The sequence below is a fragment of the Thermocoleostomius sinensis A174 genome (assembly GCF_026802175.1).
Taxonomy (GTDB): Bacteria; Cyanobacteriota; Cyanobacteriia; order Elainellales; family Elainellaceae; genus Thermocoleostomius; species Thermocoleostomius sinensis.
Map to the genome: position 1 here is coordinate 4,473,933 of NZ_CP113797.1, position 18,419 is coordinate 4,492,351.

At 49.2% G+C, this 18,419-nt stretch carries 11 protein-coding genes and 2 pseudogenes; 7 read left to right on the forward strand and 6 right to left on the reverse strand.

Annotation, left to right across the window (positions count from 1 at the left end; genetic code table 11):
* Positions 1-103: 103 nt before the first annotated feature.
* Together OXH18_RS19310 and OXH18_RS19315 are read left to right on the forward strand one after the other, a co-directional pair.
* The gene (locus tag OXH18_RS19310; RefSeq protein ID WP_315874606.1) at positions 104-937 is read left to right on the forward strand and encodes an aldo/keto reductase; all 834 of its coding nucleotides are present in this window, start codon (positions 104-106) and stop codon (positions 935-937) included.
* A gap of 133 nt (positions 938-1,070) precedes the next feature.
* Complete coding sequence (locus tag OXH18_RS19315; RefSeq protein WP_268609075.1) at positions 1,071-1,961, forward strand: ABC transporter permease; 891 nt, start codon at positions 1,071-1,073, stop codon at positions 1,959-1,961.
* A gap of 69 nt (positions 1,962-2,030) precedes the next feature.
* Here the strand turns inward: OXH18_RS19315 and OXH18_RS25625 are convergent.
* Positions 2,031-2,435, reverse strand: a pseudogene (locus OXH18_RS25625) (DUF4912 domain-containing protein); the annotation flags it as partial.
* Positions 2,436-3,272: 837 nt separating this feature from the next.
* Positions 3,273-5,948 (reverse strand): annotated as a pseudogene (locus OXH18_RS19325) (DUF4912 domain-containing protein); the annotation flags it as partial.
* A gap of 185 nt (positions 5,949-6,133) precedes the next feature.
* Between OXH18_RS19325 and OXH18_RS19330 the strand changes: the two are divergent.
* Positions 6,134-6,577, forward strand: coding sequence for a pre-16S rRNA-processing nuclease YqgF (locus OXH18_RS19330; protein ID WP_268609077.1), 444 nt, complete (start codon positions 6,134-6,136; stop codon positions 6,575-6,577).
* A gap of 118 nt (positions 6,578-6,695) precedes the next feature.
* Here OXH18_RS19330 and OXH18_RS19335 read toward each other — a convergent pair whose 3' ends face one another.
* Positions 6,696-8,984 carry a glycosyltransferase gene (locus tag OXH18_RS19335; protein WP_268609079.1) on the reverse strand — a complete coding sequence of 763 codons (2,289 nt, stop codon included), beginning with the start codon at positions 8,982-8,984 and terminating at the stop codon, positions 6,696-6,698.
* 941 nt (positions 8,985-9,925) lie between these two features.
* On the opposite strand from OXH18_RS19335, the gene OXH18_RS19340 reads away from it, so the two are divergent.
* Positions 9,926-10,669: a DUF4079 domain-containing protein gene (locus tag OXH18_RS19340; protein WP_268609081.1), complete on the forward strand. Its 744-nt coding sequence runs from the start codon at positions 9,926-9,928 to the stop codon at positions 10,667-10,669.
* A gap of 57 nt (positions 10,670-10,726) precedes the next feature.
* Here the strand turns inward: OXH18_RS19340 and OXH18_RS19345 are convergent, their stop codons facing one another.
* From OXH18_RS19345 to psb32, 3 genes are all read right to left on the reverse strand, one after another.
* Positions 10,727-11,590: a class I SAM-dependent methyltransferase gene (locus tag OXH18_RS19345; protein ID WP_315874607.1), complete on the reverse strand. Its 864-nt coding sequence runs from the start codon at positions 11,588-11,590 to the stop codon at positions 10,727-10,729.
* 175 nt (positions 11,591-11,765) lie between these two features.
* On the reverse strand, positions 11,766-12,218 hold the full coding sequence (locus tag OXH18_RS19350) for a hypothetical protein (protein ID WP_268609085.1): 453 nt from the start codon (positions 12,216-12,218) through the stop codon (positions 11,766-11,768).
* A 649-nt stretch (positions 12,219-12,867) separates the two neighbouring features.
* Positions 12,868-13,464 carry a photosystem II repair protein Psb32 gene (gene psb32 / locus OXH18_RS19355; RefSeq protein WP_268609087.1) on the reverse strand — a complete coding sequence of 199 codons (597 nt, stop codon included), beginning with the start codon at positions 13,462-13,464 and terminating at the stop codon, positions 12,868-12,870.
* A 459-nt stretch (positions 13,465-13,923) separates the two neighbouring features.
* On the opposite strand from psb32, the gene OXH18_RS19360 reads away from it, so the two are divergent.
* The 3 genes from OXH18_RS19360 to OXH18_RS19370 all read left to right on the forward strand — a co-directional run bounded on the left by OXH18_RS19360 (position 13,924) and on the right by OXH18_RS19370 (position 18,397).
* Positions 13,924-14,514, forward strand: coding sequence for a DUF3038 domain-containing protein (locus tag OXH18_RS19360; RefSeq protein WP_268609089.1), 591 nt, complete (start codon positions 13,924-13,926; stop codon positions 14,512-14,514).
* A gap of 292 nt (positions 14,515-14,806) precedes the next feature.
* The gene (locus OXH18_RS19365; RefSeq protein ID WP_268609100.1) at positions 14,807-16,255 is read left to right on the forward strand and encodes a DUF4335 domain-containing protein; all 1,449 of its coding nucleotides are present in this window, start codon (positions 14,807-14,809) and stop codon (positions 16,253-16,255) included.
* Positions 16,256-16,408: 153 nt separating this feature from the next.
* The gene (locus OXH18_RS19370; protein WP_268609102.1) at positions 16,409-18,397 is read left to right on the forward strand and encodes a protein-arginine deiminase family protein; all 1,989 of its coding nucleotides are present in this window, start codon (positions 16,409-16,411) and stop codon (positions 18,395-18,397) included.
* Positions 18,398-18,419: the final 22 nt, after the last annotated feature.

An 18,419-nucleotide genomic window follows, 5' to 3' on the forward strand; every position in this document is an offset into this window, starting at 1 on the left:
GGGAGAATGCTGTTTTTGATTTCAAAATTTTCAGTTCCAAAATTCTTGAATTTGTTACGGTTGGATTGCAATTAATCGAGATCTCGCTAATCTTAAAAAGCATATGAGAACGCTTGATTTACCATCTGGGCACTCGATACCTGTACTTGGATTAGGTACATGGCGTATGGGCGAAAATTCCAACCAAAGACACGCTGAAGTGATGGCGTTGCGATATGGGTTGGAATTAGGTATGACCTTGATCGATACCGCTGAAATGTATGGAGAAGGTGGGGCGGAAACTATAGTTGCTGAAGCCATCGCGAATCGTCGCTCCTCCGTATTTCTGGTTAGTAAGGTGTATCCGCACAATGCTTCCCGCCAAGGGGCGATCGCCGCTTGTGAACGTAGTCTCAAACGCTTAAAAACTGACTATCTAGACTTATATTTACTGCATTGGCGTGGAGCTATCCCACTTGCAGACACACTGGCAGCCTTTCAAACGCTTAAACAGACAGGCAAGATTCGTGACTATGGTGTCAGTAACTTCGATGTCACAGATTTAGAGACAGCTAATCATCTCGCTGGAGGTGATGCGATCGCTACGAATCAAGTCCTCTATAATCTAATGCGGCGGGGAATTGAGTGGGACGTGTTGCCATGGTGTCGGCAGCGGCAGATGCCAGTGATGGCTTATTCTCCAATTGAGCAAGGGCGATTGCTGAACAACCGATCGCTGCAAGCGATCGCGCAAGATCGAGGGGTGACTCCGGCACAAGTGGCGATTGCTTGGCTCTTGCAACAGAATGGTGTTGTTGTCATCCCTAAGGCGAGTACGTTGACCCACGTTGAACAAAATCGAGCCGCCCTAGATTTGCAGCTTTCTGCCGATGAGCTAGCTGCCCTAGATGTAGCTTTTCCGCCACCCACTCAACCGACATCGTTGGAAATGCTGTGAGCGATTCACCCAGCCTTCGCCCTTGCGCCATTGGTGAAGTCATAAGCTTCACCCCTTGCTTCCAGAACCCTGATATTTGGATATTTGCGCTGCGCGCCCAACCCAATGTCCCATCGTCACTGGAAACTCTAATATGACTGTTATCACTCCACCGCTCCAACGTCGCACTCGTTCTCAAACAGGTCTGTATGCCACATTGTTACCACCGCTGCTGTGGATGACGCTACTGTACTTTGTGCCGCTCGCCCTGCTCATCTCCTACAGCGTTTGGCGGCTAGAGGCGTTTGATATTGTCAAAGAGTTCAGCTTGGTCAATTTTCGCACTATTGTGACGAACACCGCCTATCGTACAATCATCCTTCGCACGGTACTGACCGCACTGGGCGTGACGGCGATCGATGCCTTGCTTGCTATTCCCCTCGGCTACTTTATTGGGTACTATGCAGGGCGCTATCGCAGTCTGTTAACGCTGCTTGTCATTCTGCCACTATGGTCTAGCTATTTAGTGCGGGTGTTTGCCTGGAAAATTATCCTGGGCTACAACGGGGTGTTGAACACAGCCTTGATATCACTCGGTATTTTGCAACAGCCTAGTTCGGTGTTTTTATATAATCAATTCTCTACCATGCTAACGTTTGTGCATGTGTGGCTTCCGTTCATGATTTTGCCCGTAATAACAGCCTTCGAGCGCTTGCCCCGAACCCTATTAGAGGCCTCTGCTGATCTGAATGCGGCTCCACTGACCACTTTTCGCCGTGTCACCTTACCGCTAATTATGCCGGGAGTGCTCGCTGGTTCAATCAGTGTCTTTGCTTTAACAATGGGTGATTTCATTACACCCAGCTTGGTTGGCAGTCCCAGTGGCATCATGTTAGGAAACGTGATTTCCTCGCAGTTTGGCGTTTCGTACAATTGGCCGCTGGGAGCCGCTTTTGCGCTGGTAGTGATGCTGATCGTTTTTGCTGGATTGGCGATCGTTTTACGCCGAGGTGGGCTAAATAGAGGTGGGCTAAATAATTTATAGCGAGCAGGGCGTTTCGCGAAACCACTTGACGAGATTCATCCGATTGGCAACGCCCCTATCCTGACTCCTCTATCTCCACTCTTCGATTGCTTCATCTTTGGTGTTAGTGTTGCGGGTCGGAGTTTCTCGATTGAAGTCCATCCGGACCGATCGCCTTTGTTCGCCATCGGCGGCAATCGCTAAAATCGGGTAATTAATATCGCCATCGGGAAACGCTACTTGGAAGCGGAAGGTTCCGTCCGGGCTAAGTTTAATTTCACGATCGCCGATCATAACTGTGGCATCCGGTTCGGTTGCACCGTGCACAATTAATTCTGCATTGGCCACCAACCAAAACTTGCGCGGACGCATCGGCGGCATCGAGGCGCTAAACCCAATGCCCGACATGCCGACACCGGACATTGTCAAGCCCATCCCTACGCCGGACATCCCCACGCCAGACATCGTGGGGATACTGTACGGACCAACACCCGACATACCGATACCAGACAAGGTAGGAATACTGTACAGTCCCACTCCGGACATACCGATGCCTGACATCGTGAGTCCTATTCCCGACAGAGTAGACAAGCTCATCATGCCGACACCCGACATGCCGATACCAGACAGGGTAGGAATACTGTACAGTCCCACTCCAGAGAGGTTTGACAGTCCCACACCCGACATGCCAGTAACACCGGACATGCTGTACATGCTGATACCAGACATCATCCCTATACCAGACAGACCCATTCCCGATGCAGTTAAACCCATACCCACCTCTGACAGTCCAATGCCAGACATGGTAGGTAGGGATATCATGCCCACCCCAGACATTCCGATGCCAGAGAGGGTTACACCAGGAACTCCAACTAGTCCGGCCCCAGACATTCCGATGCCAGAGAGGGTACTGATGGCAGCACCCGATATCTCACTCATACCAATACCCGACATGCCTGTGACACCAATACCAGACATGCTTACAACACTAATGCCAGACATACCCATGACACCCGCACCGGACATCATGCCAACGCCAGATTCTGTCATCGATGACAGTCCAGATACCGAGTAGGAACTGATAGCTCGCTCGGGTACCTGCTGCATTGAACCAAACAGCGATCCGGTAATGCGCTGCTCTTCAGCCGCTTTTACCAAGTTGAAAATTCGATCGTAGACGGGGTTACGGGAAGAGGTTGGTTGAGCTGGAAAAGATAGTTCTAATAGGGTTTGTCCTTGCAACTCGTCTTCCCAATTGACGGTGATGAATTGTTCATCTAACCAGTCCGCCGGATAAACAGGTGGGATGCGCGTTGGATTCGATCGCGCCATCATAAGCCATTGGCCATCGGTAGCAAGATAACCAATTTCAACAATGTAATCCCGATCGCTGACTGGAACCGGAATATACCAGTCTCGCGCCAATTCCTCACAGTCATACTGCTGTACTCCATGAGGACGCTGTTCGTCGAGATCAATACCAGTAACATCGTAAAGCCGCAAGGCTAACCGGGTGCCACCCTGCTGCCGAATAGCTTCTTTATGGGTATTGGGGACATCCCAATAGGTGTAAGCCCAGTTGGGATCACGAGGCAGCAAGAAAATTTGACTTTCGCCATAACCGTTGGGCAGGTCAGGTAAGGTGGTATCTACATCTGCCAATGCCTCGCCGTGCAAGTCCGATTGCCCCACATCGAATTTGACGGCCTCTACCGCTTCTTGGTGACCATCCGCTAAATCAATTGGGTCTGGAGCGGAGGATACCACCCGAACAGGCGCAGACCGAGCCAGCAGCAACCATGCGTCGGTTTCTGTGAAATAGCCAATTTCAGCAATGTAGTCTCGATCGACGTGAGGTAGTGGAACAAGGCGATCGGTATCGGTTTCGCGGCAAGAGAACTGTTGTAAACTGTGGGGCGTTTGCCGATCTGGATCAAGCCCTGTCACATCGCAAACCCTGAGCGTGTAATAGAGGCCGCCTTGTTGCCGAGCAATTTCCTGATTTTCACTCGGAACATCCCAAGTGACATGGGCTTGCTGTGGTCCTTGCAAACGCAGGGTGATGTAGTTCGGGGAGTGAGACAGCGCCGGTTGGGGTAAGGTATCACGGGTAAGCGCTATGCCTGGCAATGCACTTCCAGTTACCAAACCTGGATCAATCGGCGTTTCGGATGATGGGGCAGCACCTAGATCTGCTGAGAGAGGTTCAGGTGAAGGCTCGGTTGGGATTGGTTCTGGTAGCGAACTGATGCGAGGCATCCGAATCGGGGCCGATCGAGCCAGTAAATGCCACTGATTAGCATCAGTGAGGTAGCCAATCTCAGCTAGGTAATCCCGCTCGCTCTGCAAATTGGCAATGTGTCGATCGGTATCGGTGTCGGCACAGGCAAACTCTTGAATGCTGTGGGGCGGATGTTGTTCTAAATCAATATCAGTGACATCTAAAATCCGCAGTAAGTAGCGGCTATCTCCCTGTGGGCGCAAAAGTGCCTGATTTTCTTCCGATGTTTCCCAGTAGGCGTAAGCTTGGCTGGTTGTGCGCGGAGTCAGAATAATGCGATTGGGGCGACGGCGGCCGGCCATGCCTGCCAACGCTGCTCCACCCACCAACATTCCACCCGCCACGGCTGCATCGCTAATTGCCGGGGAAATAGTGGCATCGACTGGAGGAACGGCTGTGGACGGCGTTGGAACAGATGGAGGGATGGGTTCTTGAATCGCTGTGCGATCGGCGGAAATGACTGTCCCTGTGCGCTCAGCCAGCGTGGGTTCCGCAGGCAATGTTGCATCGGTTGAGGGAACCGATGGCGGTGGTTCTTCTACAGCCGTACCTCGACGACCACGTAGCCACCACCACAGCAACGGAATGCCCAGTAGCGGGAGCAGCAGCCACCACCAAGGATTGGACTGGCGATCGGTAGTGGTAGGAGTTGCACCTGTTGCCGCAGGGGAATCGACTGGGGAAACCGGGTCTGGAGTTGCGGTAGTATCTGCGGGGGGGACAGCTACAGGAGCATCTGGACTGGGGGAGACTACCACCGGGGCATCCTCACTGGGAACAGTGGGAACATCGGTGTCTATGGCGGCGGCAGGGGGAGCGGTCGTCGGTATAGTTGGACTCAATAGCGCGATTGTCCCGGCTCCAGCGGCGGCAACGGCATCCAGTCCGCTCGCGTTGGTTAGAAATCCCAGAAACGCGGCAACGGCAGGACTAGGTTCTCCTCGGTAAACGTAGATGAGAGGTTGGGAATAGGGATAGCGGGGATCGGTGGGCAAGGTTTGGTGCATGGGGATAATTCGCACCCCTGGGCGATCGATCACCTGGTTGGCAGCCACATAGCTAATACCATCAGTTCCCAATTCACTCACGATTGCATCCGCAGAATCCTCGGTGAGTTGCACGGCTGTATCTCCCGTTGCAAACGGTGCATTTTGAAACACCGGATAGCGGGGAAAAGCTTGGCGCGTGTCGCTGTCTTCGGGATGGTCAATTAGGCGAATTGGCCCTGGTTCTCCGCCCACTTCTGACCAATCCGTGATTTCCCCTCGAAAGATTTGGGCAAATTGCTCAAAGGTTAGATCGCCATCAAAGGAATTACCTTCGCCAACAATGATGGCAATTTTGCTGCGTCCCACTGAAACTTCTGTCAGGCCTTGGGCTTTTTCTGCGTCGGTCAGCGGTCGCCCAATCGCCACCAAGTCAACTGTGCCATCTAATAGCGATCGCAGAGCAGCCGTAGAGCCATTGTAGTCAACTTCAACCGTTGTCCCAGCGTATTGCTCTTCAAAGCGCTGCTGCACAGATTGGTTGACGGCTGCCATACTATTGGAGCCATCAATACGAATCGTGGTCCCCTCTGTCACCGTATCAGGCAGGGGAAACGTGGGTGATGCCGACTGCGCCAGAATAGGGTTAGCTCCGAAGAACGCCGCTGTTGGCCGGGGGGCAACCGCAAAAGCAAACAGTAAAGCCAGTGCAACAACCGAGGAACCTTTGGTATATAACATCGTGTAAAGCTTTTAGTAAACCAACCCTAACTTACGTTAATTTTTGCAAAAGACGAGCTAATTATAAACTGCGCGTCAAGGGGGGATGTCAGTATCAAGCGCAACAAGTGGCAAATATCTAGACAACCTACCATCGATTGTCTAAAGTCTAGGCTAAGTCTCCAAGACGAAATGACCCCATGCAAATGTCTTCCCTTAACTCCCTTTCCAATTCACCTGACCAACCCGTCATTCTAGGATTCGATCCGGGACGCCAAAAGTGTGGGTTGGCAATCATGGGACTCGATCGCGGCCTATACTACCATCAGGTGATTCCGGCACAAGACGCCATTGCCACTATTCAAACCCTGCGGCAAACTTTTCCCATTTCTTTGCTGGTGATGGGGAATCAAACTAGCGCCAAAGAATGGAAGCAAAAACTCGATACAGAACTGAGCGATCCGCTGCGAATTATTTTGGTCGATGAACGCTATAGTTCCCTGGAAGCTCGCGATCGCTATTGGCAAATGTTTCCGCCACGAGGATTAGTGCGCCTATTGCCCCAAGGCATTCGTACCCCCCCCCGCCCGATCGATGATATTGTGGCGATTTTGTTAATCGAGCGCTATTTAGAGCGGTTGACGAACTAGAGAGAGGAGTCACGGCTCTGGACTCTGCTTGTTAGCACGCTTCTGCTCGCGGCTCTGCCAGAATCAACCGCCTCTTGCTCCTCTCGAGGGATACTATGCAATTTCCTGACCAGACCTGTTAGACCTGTGCTACAGATACCGCACTGACATCAATGTGGCGATCGAACAACACACGTGGCCTAAGCAAGATGCGAAATAGGAGCCAGAGAGATTGAAATTCATTAGGCGTGCAGCGACTTTTCCACTGCCCCGGACGACAGAATAGCATTTCTGTTAGTTGTCGCTGCTGCAATAAATTCATAGGTTCAAACATAATCCGCACCGTGGGAAATTCTCCATCAAACCCGCTGCGAACGACTTCTCCTTGCAAATGCAAGCCATTTTCTTGTATTTCTAGGCAAACGGGTAAGGTCTCTTCAGGAGCTAAGCGCGGGAACCCTGCCTGCGTTAAGGCAAGTTCTGCCCCGACTTCCGACATCATGGTAGTGATGCCATAGAAAGTATGTTCACTCGTGTCCAGTACCGTTAGTTTTACGGTTCGCTGCAAATTAAACCACTCGTAGGGGCTAGGACGGGGCACATCCAGCAAAATCAACAGCGCGATGCCAATCATAATCAAGTTGTAGGCGCTCCAGATCCAGCCCAATCCAATTCCTTTGATCTGTACGGCGATATCTGGAGGAACCGTTTCTGCCCAAGCGCCTTTAATCATACAGTTGCCCACGTTCACCCAGAGGCTCACCGCCGTTGCGACAAACAGTGCTAACAGGGGCCAAGCCAAATTCCAGTTGAAGGAAAACCGATCGCTGGCGGTTCCTTTGGGTGTCACCTTAAAGCCCCTCGAGAAAGGATTGAGCATGACTTGAATCACGGTCAACGCGAGGGGAAAGGCCAACACCAACGAATAGATATCAGAGAGTAAAGCCGATCGCGATCGATAGTTGAGCCAAGAGAAAACCGCAAGCTGTACTAGATAATAGGGCAAGAAGAAATACAGTAACTCGGCGGCGGTGGCTCGTAGGGGAATCACCCCCAAGAACGAATAGGCCAACGGCATCAGCAAAAAGCCAACCCGCGAAAGGCTAGTAAACCAGTGCAGTAATCCTTCTAAGTGGGCCAAGCGTTGCAGAAAATTCAGCCCTGGAATGGTCAGCGGATTTGCTTTAATGAAAAATGCTTGGAGCGTGCCTCGGGCCCAGCGCAATCGCTGTAACGCATGAGCCGCTATGTTTTCGGCAGCCAGTCCGGCGCTAAGCTTCTCATCGAGGTAAATCAACCGATAGCCTTGAGCCGTCAGGCGAATTCCGGTGAAGTAGTCTTCGCTGAGGGAATCGGTGACAAACCCACCCGTTGCTTCCAGGGCGCTACGCCGCACGACAAAGGAAGTCCCAGAGCAAATCACACTGCCTGCGCCATCGCGAATCGGTTGAATTTGCCGATAGAACACTTCTTCTTCAGGAGTAAGGATGTTTTCGAGACCCAAATTGCGGGCGATCGGGTCGGCGTTGTAGAAAGTTTGTGGCGTTTGCACCAACGCGACTTGTGGATCTTGAAAAAAGCCGATCGTTCGGGTTAGGAAGTTTCGCGTGGGCACAAAGTCCGCATCAAACACCACAATCAATTCACCATCGGTTTGAGCAATGGCATGATTCAAATTTCCCGCTTTAGCAAAGCGATTATCCGGTCGAGTACGATATTCGCAGCCTAACTCTGCTGCTAGCGCTTCAATTTCCGGACGGCGGGTGTCGTCCAGCAAATAAATGGTTTTGAAAGGATAGTCGATCGCCTGACAACCGATAATGGTACGACGCAAAATGAATGCGGGTTCATTGTAGGTGGGGATCATGACATCCACCGTAGGCGTGAAGCGCTTTTCGACGACATCCATTGCCAACCAGTCGGCCTCGCGACGGCGATCGCGCACCCGCAACATCAAGAACAGTTGGATGCTTGTACTTGTCAGCATCAACAATTCCATGAAAAACAGCCCCAAACTGAACAGTCCGTTTATCGGGGTATTGAGGTTTAAAGTTGAGAGCGATCGCCACAAAAAATAGCGCAGAGTCAGCGCTAGCAGAATTCCCACAACAACAAAACGCGACCAAGCACGCGGTTGGGGCGACACCTTCATCACCACCAACACAATTACAAACAACATCACCGTTGGTACTAGTAAGTAGGCCCCAGCTACCAAAGGCACTTCTAACCACAGCGGTGGGTTGGACTGTAGTTGATTCAGTTGATTAAAGATGCGACTGATGGTTCCTTGTCCGGTGAACCAGGCAGCAACGATCGCCCCTGCCAGCAACACAACTCCTAGCAAAACCACGGTTGCAACTTGTGGTCGAAACAGGGGGCGCTTGGACGCCTTCACACCTTGGGTCTCTAAAGGAGAAGTTGTGGTCATCTCATGCCTCACAGCGTACCTGATGTTTACGGATTGCAGATTGGATATCTGGATTCATGCCTAGATTGATACTTGACCTCTATCACCACCAAGTGGTTATCACCAGCTTATTGCTATCTGACATAAAGGATAGCCAACCTAACTTATAGATGTCTGCCTTTTAAAAGCGACCAACCATTTTGGCTTTGTTAATGTCTAGTATTTAGGCAGACTAGATTCAAAATAAGAATCTAATTTAAGTACGGATTAAATTTACCAATGCGAAGATTTTAAGAATTATTAACACCTGCGTTTAGGAAAAACTCATTCTATTTCTCACTCAAGGATTTATGGTATTTAATCAGAAATCTTCTGTTATTTTGTTTACCAATTTCGACGAATAGAGCGTGAGCAACGCTACGATCGTTGTTCCCATCGCTGACTATGATATTGAGGCAGGATGGTTCGGCGATATCTGTTGGGTTAGCTTTAACAGTCGTATTCAACTCTAGTGTGTCAACAGAAGCTGTGAGTGTAATGGGTTTAAATCACTGAAACATAAATCAGCGATTCGGCAATTAATGCTCTATTTATCCACAAGTCATTGGCTTCCCTCCTCTAGTTGTTTTCTTGCTTTTATTCCTCAACCTTCAATCAAGCTAATGAGTGCAACATCCAACTTTGACGTTCGATCGAATTTACAATGTAATGCCTAAATCAATCATTAATGGAGCAGCCTTAATAAGGTCGTGATGGATGAGTTTATAAACGTGAGTGTTAGGTCATGAAAGTCAGATGTTGAGTACAACAGTTTCCGTTATCGCACCATGCTCAGGCTACGAATCTAGTGAACTCGATTTAGGCAACAACAGTAACAACGTGGTGTAGTCGGTTCCTCTATTCAGAGGTGGTAATGCGAAATCCGTAACTTTATTACGATCAAAGACCCCGGAGAGATTTACATGAGTGCTACAGATATTACTGGGTTAATTCATCCTACGATCGCCGTTGCCCTAATTTTTCCATTACTGGGAATTGTGGCTTACTTTGCTTGGCAAACCCGTCAACGCCGGTTGCAGGCTAAAGCAACCGGTAAAAGCAAAATCCCCCCGACTGTCGGACCAGAGCATTTAAGAATTGGGCGTTGGTTTAGTAATGCTGTTGTGCTATTGACGCTGATTGGCTTAGCTCATCCCATTTTCACCAAGATGGCTAGCAATGACGTTTGGTCTCAAGAACCAACCCGTGCTTGGTTTGTGGTGCTGCTATTTGGGTTGACGATCGCTTCGCTGGTCTTGCTGAATCGAGCCAAACCCAAACTATGGCGAGGGGTGTTCGCCACTTTGACTGGGATGGGGCTTGTAATTTTAGGCTGCCAACCCGAAGTGTTTCGGCGCGGGTTTGAATGGTACGTGTCACACTACTACTACGGCATGACTGCTGCTCTACTGATGGTGTTTTCGCTGGCGATGTTTCCAGATATCTACCAAGATCGATCGAACCGTTGGCGGACTGTTCACATTGTGCTCAACAGCATTGCGTTCCTTCTGTTTTTGGGACAAGGCTTCACTGGAACTCGAGATCTGTTGGAAATTCCCTTAAGCTGGCAACAGCCTTATATCGAACAGCTTTACATCAACAACTGCCAAACCCAAGACTGTGTGGTGCAACCCGTTCCTGCTGAGTCAGAAACAGCAGAGCCTTAGAAGGGTAAAGGGTAAAAGAAGAGAGCACAGTGCTCTCTTATCCTTTATCTTTATCTTTTACCCCATTGCCCACTGTTCTGCTATCGTGCTCGCTTCTGGCTCAACCATTACAAACGATCGCGGTAAGGGTTTCATGCCACGGGTGACTTGATTCGTCCAAAAAACGTCTTCAGTGCGAATACTCTCAAAACCTGCCGCTCCCATCCAAGCATCCACACTACCTGCCGCATAGTCTTTGATGTATGGCTCTTCAAAGATCTCGGTAAGCCAATCAGCCCAGCGCAGGGTTGACTGATTGCCATCCAGAATCAACACCTCCCCACCCACGCTCAATAACCGAAAACATTCTTGCAAAATTCGGCAAGAAACCGCAGGCGGGGTTTCGTGGAAAAGTAACGAGGCCGTGACTAAATCAAAGCTGGCATCAGGAAAGCCTGTCTGTTCAGCGTTGCCCTGCTGAAACTGAATATCCAGTTTTGCTTGCGTTGCCTTTTCGTCGGCAACCACCAGCATATAGGGCGATAAATCCAATCCCACCACTTCAGCGTTCGGAAAAGCTTGTTTCAGCCGCAGCGTCATCGAACCTGTACCACAGCCCAAATCAAGAATGCGCCTGGGGCGGCAGCGAATTCGATCAATTAGTCCTTGGCGTACCCATTCTTCGTTAGGAGGCAGCACATATTTTGTCACCGGATCATAAGTAACAGCCGCATCAGGGTTCAGATAGCCTTGCGTGATGCCGTGGAAGGCTTGGGTTTGATAGTAGGCAGGATAGGTAAAATTGGGCAATCGAAACCGATCGGCTTCTTGTTCCCAGTCCTTACTGTGGCGATATTGCAGTAAGGCATCTCGATCCATAAGAAATTGACTGAAAAGAGGCGCTAGAAATCGTTCAAAGAGAGTATCCTTCTGCACAGCCATATGATCCCGATGATCCACTTCAATAGCATTGATGACGTTATGCTAGCGATCGAATCGGCAGTTTGGGGAGGGGGCGCGACAAATTTGGGAAGAACGCCTGTACGCAAATCCCTCTACCTGTAAAGCAGCAGAGGGATCAGTTTGCGTTTAGACCTCGTTTAGAGCTATGGCGGGGCTAGTCAATAAAGCCCATCAACGTTTCGCTATCGTCAATTTCGTTTGAAGCGATTGGACGACCACCCGGAAGCAAGCTTGCTTGCAGCAGCGTTGGATCACTCACCACAATCGGACGACCAGCAAAGTCGCTGCGGACAGTAATTTCACTGGCAAAAATCGGACGATTGCCAGCATAGCTGACAACTTCTAAGGGGCTGGCCAGAATCGGGCGATTATTCAAAATTGTGCCAAAAACCTCTAAATTACTAGAAGCAATAGGACGCAACCCAGCTACTGCATAGCTGCTGACCTCAATACTGGCTTTTGCTTGATTAGCATTTGCCAGAGACAATCCCGATTCGGTAGACTTCTTGCTGCCATTATCAGACTTACCGTTTTCGGACTTCGGGGATTGAGTCGAAGCCACCTTGGTCGCTTCACCATTATTCGACACTTTCTCTTGATCAGCCATCACGTCCTCCTACTTACATCGCATCCGTAACCACTGCATCCATCATCCAATCTGTAGACCTACAGGAAGCTTACGACCTCACAACTGAACCGCCTAAATCTTGGGAAACAGCGATCACTGCAACAAGTATGGTATCTATTGAAGCTACCACCCTAGACTACATCAATCACCTACATCAATTCCCCAGAATCGTAAACGACTATAACGCCCTCTATAAAATTTGGTTATTGAGTAATGAGGAATCTTAGAAAGAACAAACTATGGGTAACATTATAGGCGCTAAATGGTCTAGCTCAACCCAGAATAAATGCGAGAAATGATAGGGATCTTTTAAGGGTTCGATTAGATATATTTCATTTCGGTTGATTGAAAAAATCTATTGCAATAGATTGCAACATTTTGAAATCTTCTCAAACGTACAAGCTATTGAGAGTGTTTGGCTCGACCGTTAGTTCCATAGGCGGTGAGCGATAGCAACTGGCAAGAGACGTGGCGATGGCTCTATCTCCTGCGGCGGCATGGCTAAACTTGCTCCATCAGAGTCATAGGAGAGCGTCCTAGGGAGATAGTCCTAGCACCTTTGAAGATCAAGTGCAGAGCGAGCGGCAGCAACCCTGGGTAAACTTGAGGCGGTCTCTAGGCAGATGATTTAAGACTGGAAAGCTTGATACAAAAAGTAGGTGGCCATCGGCACAATGGTTGCAATGGCAAGCAACACAACGACTACAATTGTGGCGCTTCTATCATTCGTTTCCTCGGCTTTGGCAAAGGTCCCCTCGGTTTGAATATCTACCTCAACCACGGGCGGGCCAGGATCGGGTTGTCCAGATAATACCGCCACCAATCGATCGCTCGCGTCTAGAAAAGCTTGGTTATACTTATTGCCGTTACGTAGTGGTACCATCACCGTTTCTTGAGCGACACTTTCAGCCGTTTCTGGCGACAACCTGTCTTGCACTGCATTACCAATGTGAATAGCGGCGCTGTTCGTTACATTATCTAGGACTAGCAAGACTTGGTTTGCTTGAGCATCAGGGGTAGAAAACCAGCGATCGAACAATTTGTCGGTGAAGCTTTGAACAGTCTCACCGTAATCTAAGCGGTGAATGGTGACAAGCCGCACTTCACGTCCCGTAGTTTGAGCGAGGTTGGCTAATTCTGCGTTAATTTCATTCTCGGTCAATCTGCTTAAGATATCGGCCTGATCAATCACCCAGGTTGAATCTCCTGCATTCAAGGCGGGCATGTTATAGATTCCAGTAGCGTTGGCTGAAGTAGTGCCCAGCAACCAGAGTTGTAAGGTTAGTATGAACCCGACAATGGGAATTAGTAGCGATCGAAAAGAAGTTTTCCGATTTAATATCTGGCTCAGGTGGTGTATCATCCTACGCAATCCAATACTTTTTTTCAAAATACTACAGGTCATGCTCCAAATCGAGTCGCCATCCGTAATTGCCGCCAGATTGCTGTTCTATGTTGCCTTGTTCTATAAGTTTTATTGATGAATTAGATAAATACAGATGTCAAAGTCTCCGAACAGTAGGACGGCAAGGCAGTTTCGGTGAACTGATAGGGATTCGATCAGGGGTTAGGGTTGCTCTGATCACTGCTCTCAATCAGGGAAACTTGACCAAAAACCTGCTCGTCTTGTTTCAAGACTTGTAACTGCTCCACCAAAGTCCGCTGAATTTCCTATCCTGAAACTATGCCTTCCACCATTAAGCCAGATCCACCAAAGCCTGCCTGGGAAGAGTTGACCCTTGCCAGTCAACTTGATTCGACTCAGCTTGATAACATCAAAGCTCAGTTGGACTTGGTTCTTCTTGCCCTGGAAGCCTTGGCGAATGTTGGTTCCGATGCGATCCTTCAGGCAGCCGCAGCCCTCAATTTGACCAACATTGTGGCCGATCGAGTTTCGCTGTGGCGGCTGCGCCAATCGAGTCCGTTACGGCGGGGGCAAGGACGAAAACGCTTAGACGTGGAAGAAGCACGAGCGCTGGTGTTAATTATTTGTCACTTGGCTAGGCAGCATCAGGAGCTGATTCGTCGGGCGGTTGCTTTGCTGGAGCAATTAACTGAGCAGAATCGAGAGCCGCATCAAGCAGCCCTCCTGGGAGATTTCCTCGACACCTTCAGCAATACCTATCAGGAGCGCATGGAAGATGGCGAAAGCGTATCTCCAGAGCAATTGACCCACTTAGCCCTAAAACTGCTGATTGATTTACTGTTTTATAGCGCTTCTAACGGATCTCGTCGTTTGTGGTTAGCGCTGCTCGATCGATCCATGCGAAGTTAGTTTGGAGTTAGGAATTAGAAATTAGGGATTCGCGGTAGATCTGTTTCGATCTCGTCCGTCCCATCCGGTCCAAGAATTCGCGATGATTTGTTTTTAAGGTAAATCTCGTTCTGTAAAAGTATTCAAAAAAAGCTGGTTTCTAGCCTGGTTCCTTGTGATGGTTGATTGTCTTACGCCTCTGTCTTCTTTAACATCGAATGGCGACCTTCCAAGCTCTATTGCTGAATCCTCGTTCCTATCTTCCATGCTCGCTTAGATTCCCCCTTGATCCTTAACCTGGTTACTTTTGCTCATGGCTACATCCGTTCTACGTCGATATACGCCTCCAACCTGTACGCTGGAAATTGCTGCGACGGGTTCAGTATTGTCTCGTTGGACGGATCGCACGGTTCTTAAAAACCTGCGGTTCCAACTCAGTTTTGATGATCCAAAGCTGCCCCTCGATCAACAAACTATTGTTACAGGCAATCGACAGCAGTTAGAAGCGCTGTGCGAAGCAGTAGAAACCTACGTTCAGTCGTTGTTGAATCAAGCGTCTAGCCCATTTAACATACTGTTAGCGCAAGCTTCGCGACAGGAAAGCAGCACGATGGCTGCGACTGAATTCGAGACAGCAAAATTGCCTTCGCCACCCACCAGCGCGGCAACAGCGGGAATTTACCTCAAACCTAAAGGCAGGCTTACCCATGATTTGTGCTTGGGTTCTCTGGCTCGACACGAAGGACAGGGGATGGTTCGTTTATCGACCCTCCAGCTATTTGACCTAGCGAATGCCCTCGACGAGTACCGCACCGAGTCCTTAACGTTACCGTCTCTGGGGCGTCCAGCATGGTTGCGATCGCCCGCAGGTTGGGCAAGAGTAGCCGCCGTGGTGGTACTAGCGCTTGGAGCAACCGGAGCCGTCACTAAGTTTGTTCTAGATATAGCGGCTCCAGGATCTCAAGTGGTTGCTGAGAGTGGTGATCGTGAGGTCGATATTAGCACTGCCCAGCGATCGGCCCCTGATTCGACTCTCAGGACGCTTCCTTCCCCCGGCATTGCCTCGTCTGATCTAAAACTTGATCCGTTGTTTCCTCCCAAACCACCTGTGGGTGCCATTCAACCGGAACCCGTGCCATCGGAAGCAACCGTTGGTTTACCTCCGACGGGTGTAACTACTGCCCCTCCTCCTGCTAGTGGAGTAGAGTCCTCTCCACCCACCGTAGAAGTTCCAGTAGCTGCCTCTTCAGATCCTAGTCAGGTAGTGGTTGTGCCTTCACCAACGGGTGATCTGTCTAGCGATTCACCCACCTCTCCGTTTGTAGATATTCCCCCCGAAGCTCTATCTTCGGCAGCCGTGTCACCGATCGCCACAGGCGAGGCCCGTTCAGTCGAACCAACTACCATCACGGATGTAACTCAAACTGGAACGAGTGCCAATCCGCAAATTGCGACAAACCGCAGTACGGCCTTCGATAGCGTCCCTCAAATTGCAGAAGTGAGAGAGTACTTTTCGCGCACTTGGGAACCTCCCACTGAGCTAACGCAGACACTGGAATATCGACTGGTGTTGAATACAGATGGCACCATTCAACGCATTATTCCGTTGGGAGAGGCCTCTGAGCGGTTTGTCGATCGCACTAGTATGCCCCTGATGGGCGATCCGTTCGTAACGCCCTTACAGGACATTCCACAACTGCAAGTCCGGTTGGTGCTGAGTCCAGATGGCCGGGTTCAGGCATTTCCCGATGGTCAACTATAGCGATCACGGACAATCACGCCTGGTTAGCTAGCCGTGATGCGATCGGGCAAGATTGAGTAAAGTCACATCCTGTTTTTTCAATTAAGGAAGATGTACTTACGAGAATAAGTGTGAGATTCTAAGACGGGTGCTCTGAACTCATAATTAAATTCTATGAGAAGTTTATTTCTGGAACCCTCGGAAAAGCTTGCCTCTCCTCAAGCAGTCAATGGAAGCTATGACGATATTTTAGTTGTTGGTCAGCCACTGCTAATCTCTTTAGCTGATTTGGCTCCCAAAAAGGAGGCAAGGGTTCGTCTGAAGGTATGGGGAGAAATCGAGGTTTATTCAGAAGCAAATCACCTGATTGACCCGCAAAGCTTGATTTCTGTTCAGGAATTCCCCAGAATTAAGCTTCTAGCTAGAACTTTTAGCGATCGGCCAAACGATCGTTGTTTGGAAATCACGTTTCAAGATCATGCGAATCATCCCTTGTGCCAAGTTCAACTGAAACTAACTTGCCTTCGGCTTTGTTTAGATGTAGATGCCGATCGCGATGGAATCGTTGATGACAATCATCCTGGCAAAGGAGAGTGGCACTGGGGCGCGAATGGACACGGCGCGATCTTGATGGTCACGACCGATCGTGATCATGTTCATTCTGACAGCCAGTATGACGGACGCATGAACGGGCTTTTGGACCTTAAAGATGCTAGTTTTATGATTATTCGGAGGGTTGGTTTCAAACACCTACCTTCTGACTACGAAATTTACTTATCTGTTAGTCACGAAACCGCTAAACGAATTTGTATTTATAGCGAGTTAGAAAGAGCAGGCTATGAGCTAATCGGGCCAAGGCGAGCAAGAGCAAAAATTAGAGAAACCGATCGAGATATTCTCCTAGCCGTGAAGGGATTAAGTTATCCGGATGTGGATTTCAACGGGTTAGTTGAAATCTCGTTAGATCTGGTAAAAAGTGGAGAAACCATTCATAGCGATCGCGTCGTGTTTCGAGTCGCTCCATGGATGATGACTCCAAACACCTTGTCTCCTATTACTGTATTTGTGTCTCGACTATCGAAGGGAAAGAACGAAGCATTCATTGAGGATTTAAGAAAAGTCGTCAGCAAAGCAGATGCACAACTTGATCCAGTGCCCTATGAGTATCACCACGATGATCCTTGGATGCGAGACGAAATTGAAATTGGATACACTCAAGCCCCAGGAAAGTATATTCACGTTGTTCTAGATTCGCCCCGCGATCGTGGATTAGATCACCTCACGAAACGGCAACTGATCGGCAGTGATTTTGGGTATGTAATTCGCAAAAGTCGTCATTCGGCTACGAAATTAGATTCCTTCGGCAATTTAGAAGTTTCTCCACCAGTGACAGTCAAAGGCATTCATTATCCGTTTGGTCGCCTAATCTTTGGTGGAACCCGTCCAGAAATTATCGCAAATCCGCGTCGCAAGTTGAAAGTCTTGCGAGATTTCTTCTTTGCTCAAAAAATTCAGGCTCCTATTGAAATCTTCTCTGATTGGCTCAGTGTAGGTCACATTGATGAATTTATGAGCTTTGTCCCTGCACCAAATCCTCACGGATTTAAACTCGTTCTTACTAGTCCTGCCAAGTGTTATGACTTGCTGAGAAGGTTGCGCCACGAAGGTCACGATCGGGCAATCTTGCGGCAGGGAAAGCAGCTTTACAACCAACCTGCCGACATCAGTGTAGCAGAGGTGCTTGACAATGAAGATTTAGCTCATCATAATCAGCGCTGTCAAGAGCATATCGATTGGAACCGTGAGGTATTGAAACAGGAATTAGGGTTGGACGAAGAAGATATCATCGATTTGCCCAGCTTGTTTCAACGGGATGAAAACGGACGAGCAGAAACCTTCTTCCCGAACATGGTTAATATGCTCGTTCTCAAGCAACATCTTGCGATTCCCAAGCCCTTTGGACCTGAAGTAAATGGTCAATGCCAATTTGAAGCGTATGTTAGAGGGGTTTTAGAACCTTTGGGCTTATTCTGTCACTTTATCGATGATTGGGAACCCTATTTTCGAGGTGGTGGAGAAATTCATTGTGGAACGAACACTGGCCGACAACCCTTCCCTCAAAAATGGTGGGAGATCGAACCAACATTTTTGGAGTGTTCCTAATTGTTCCTAACTAATTGTTCCT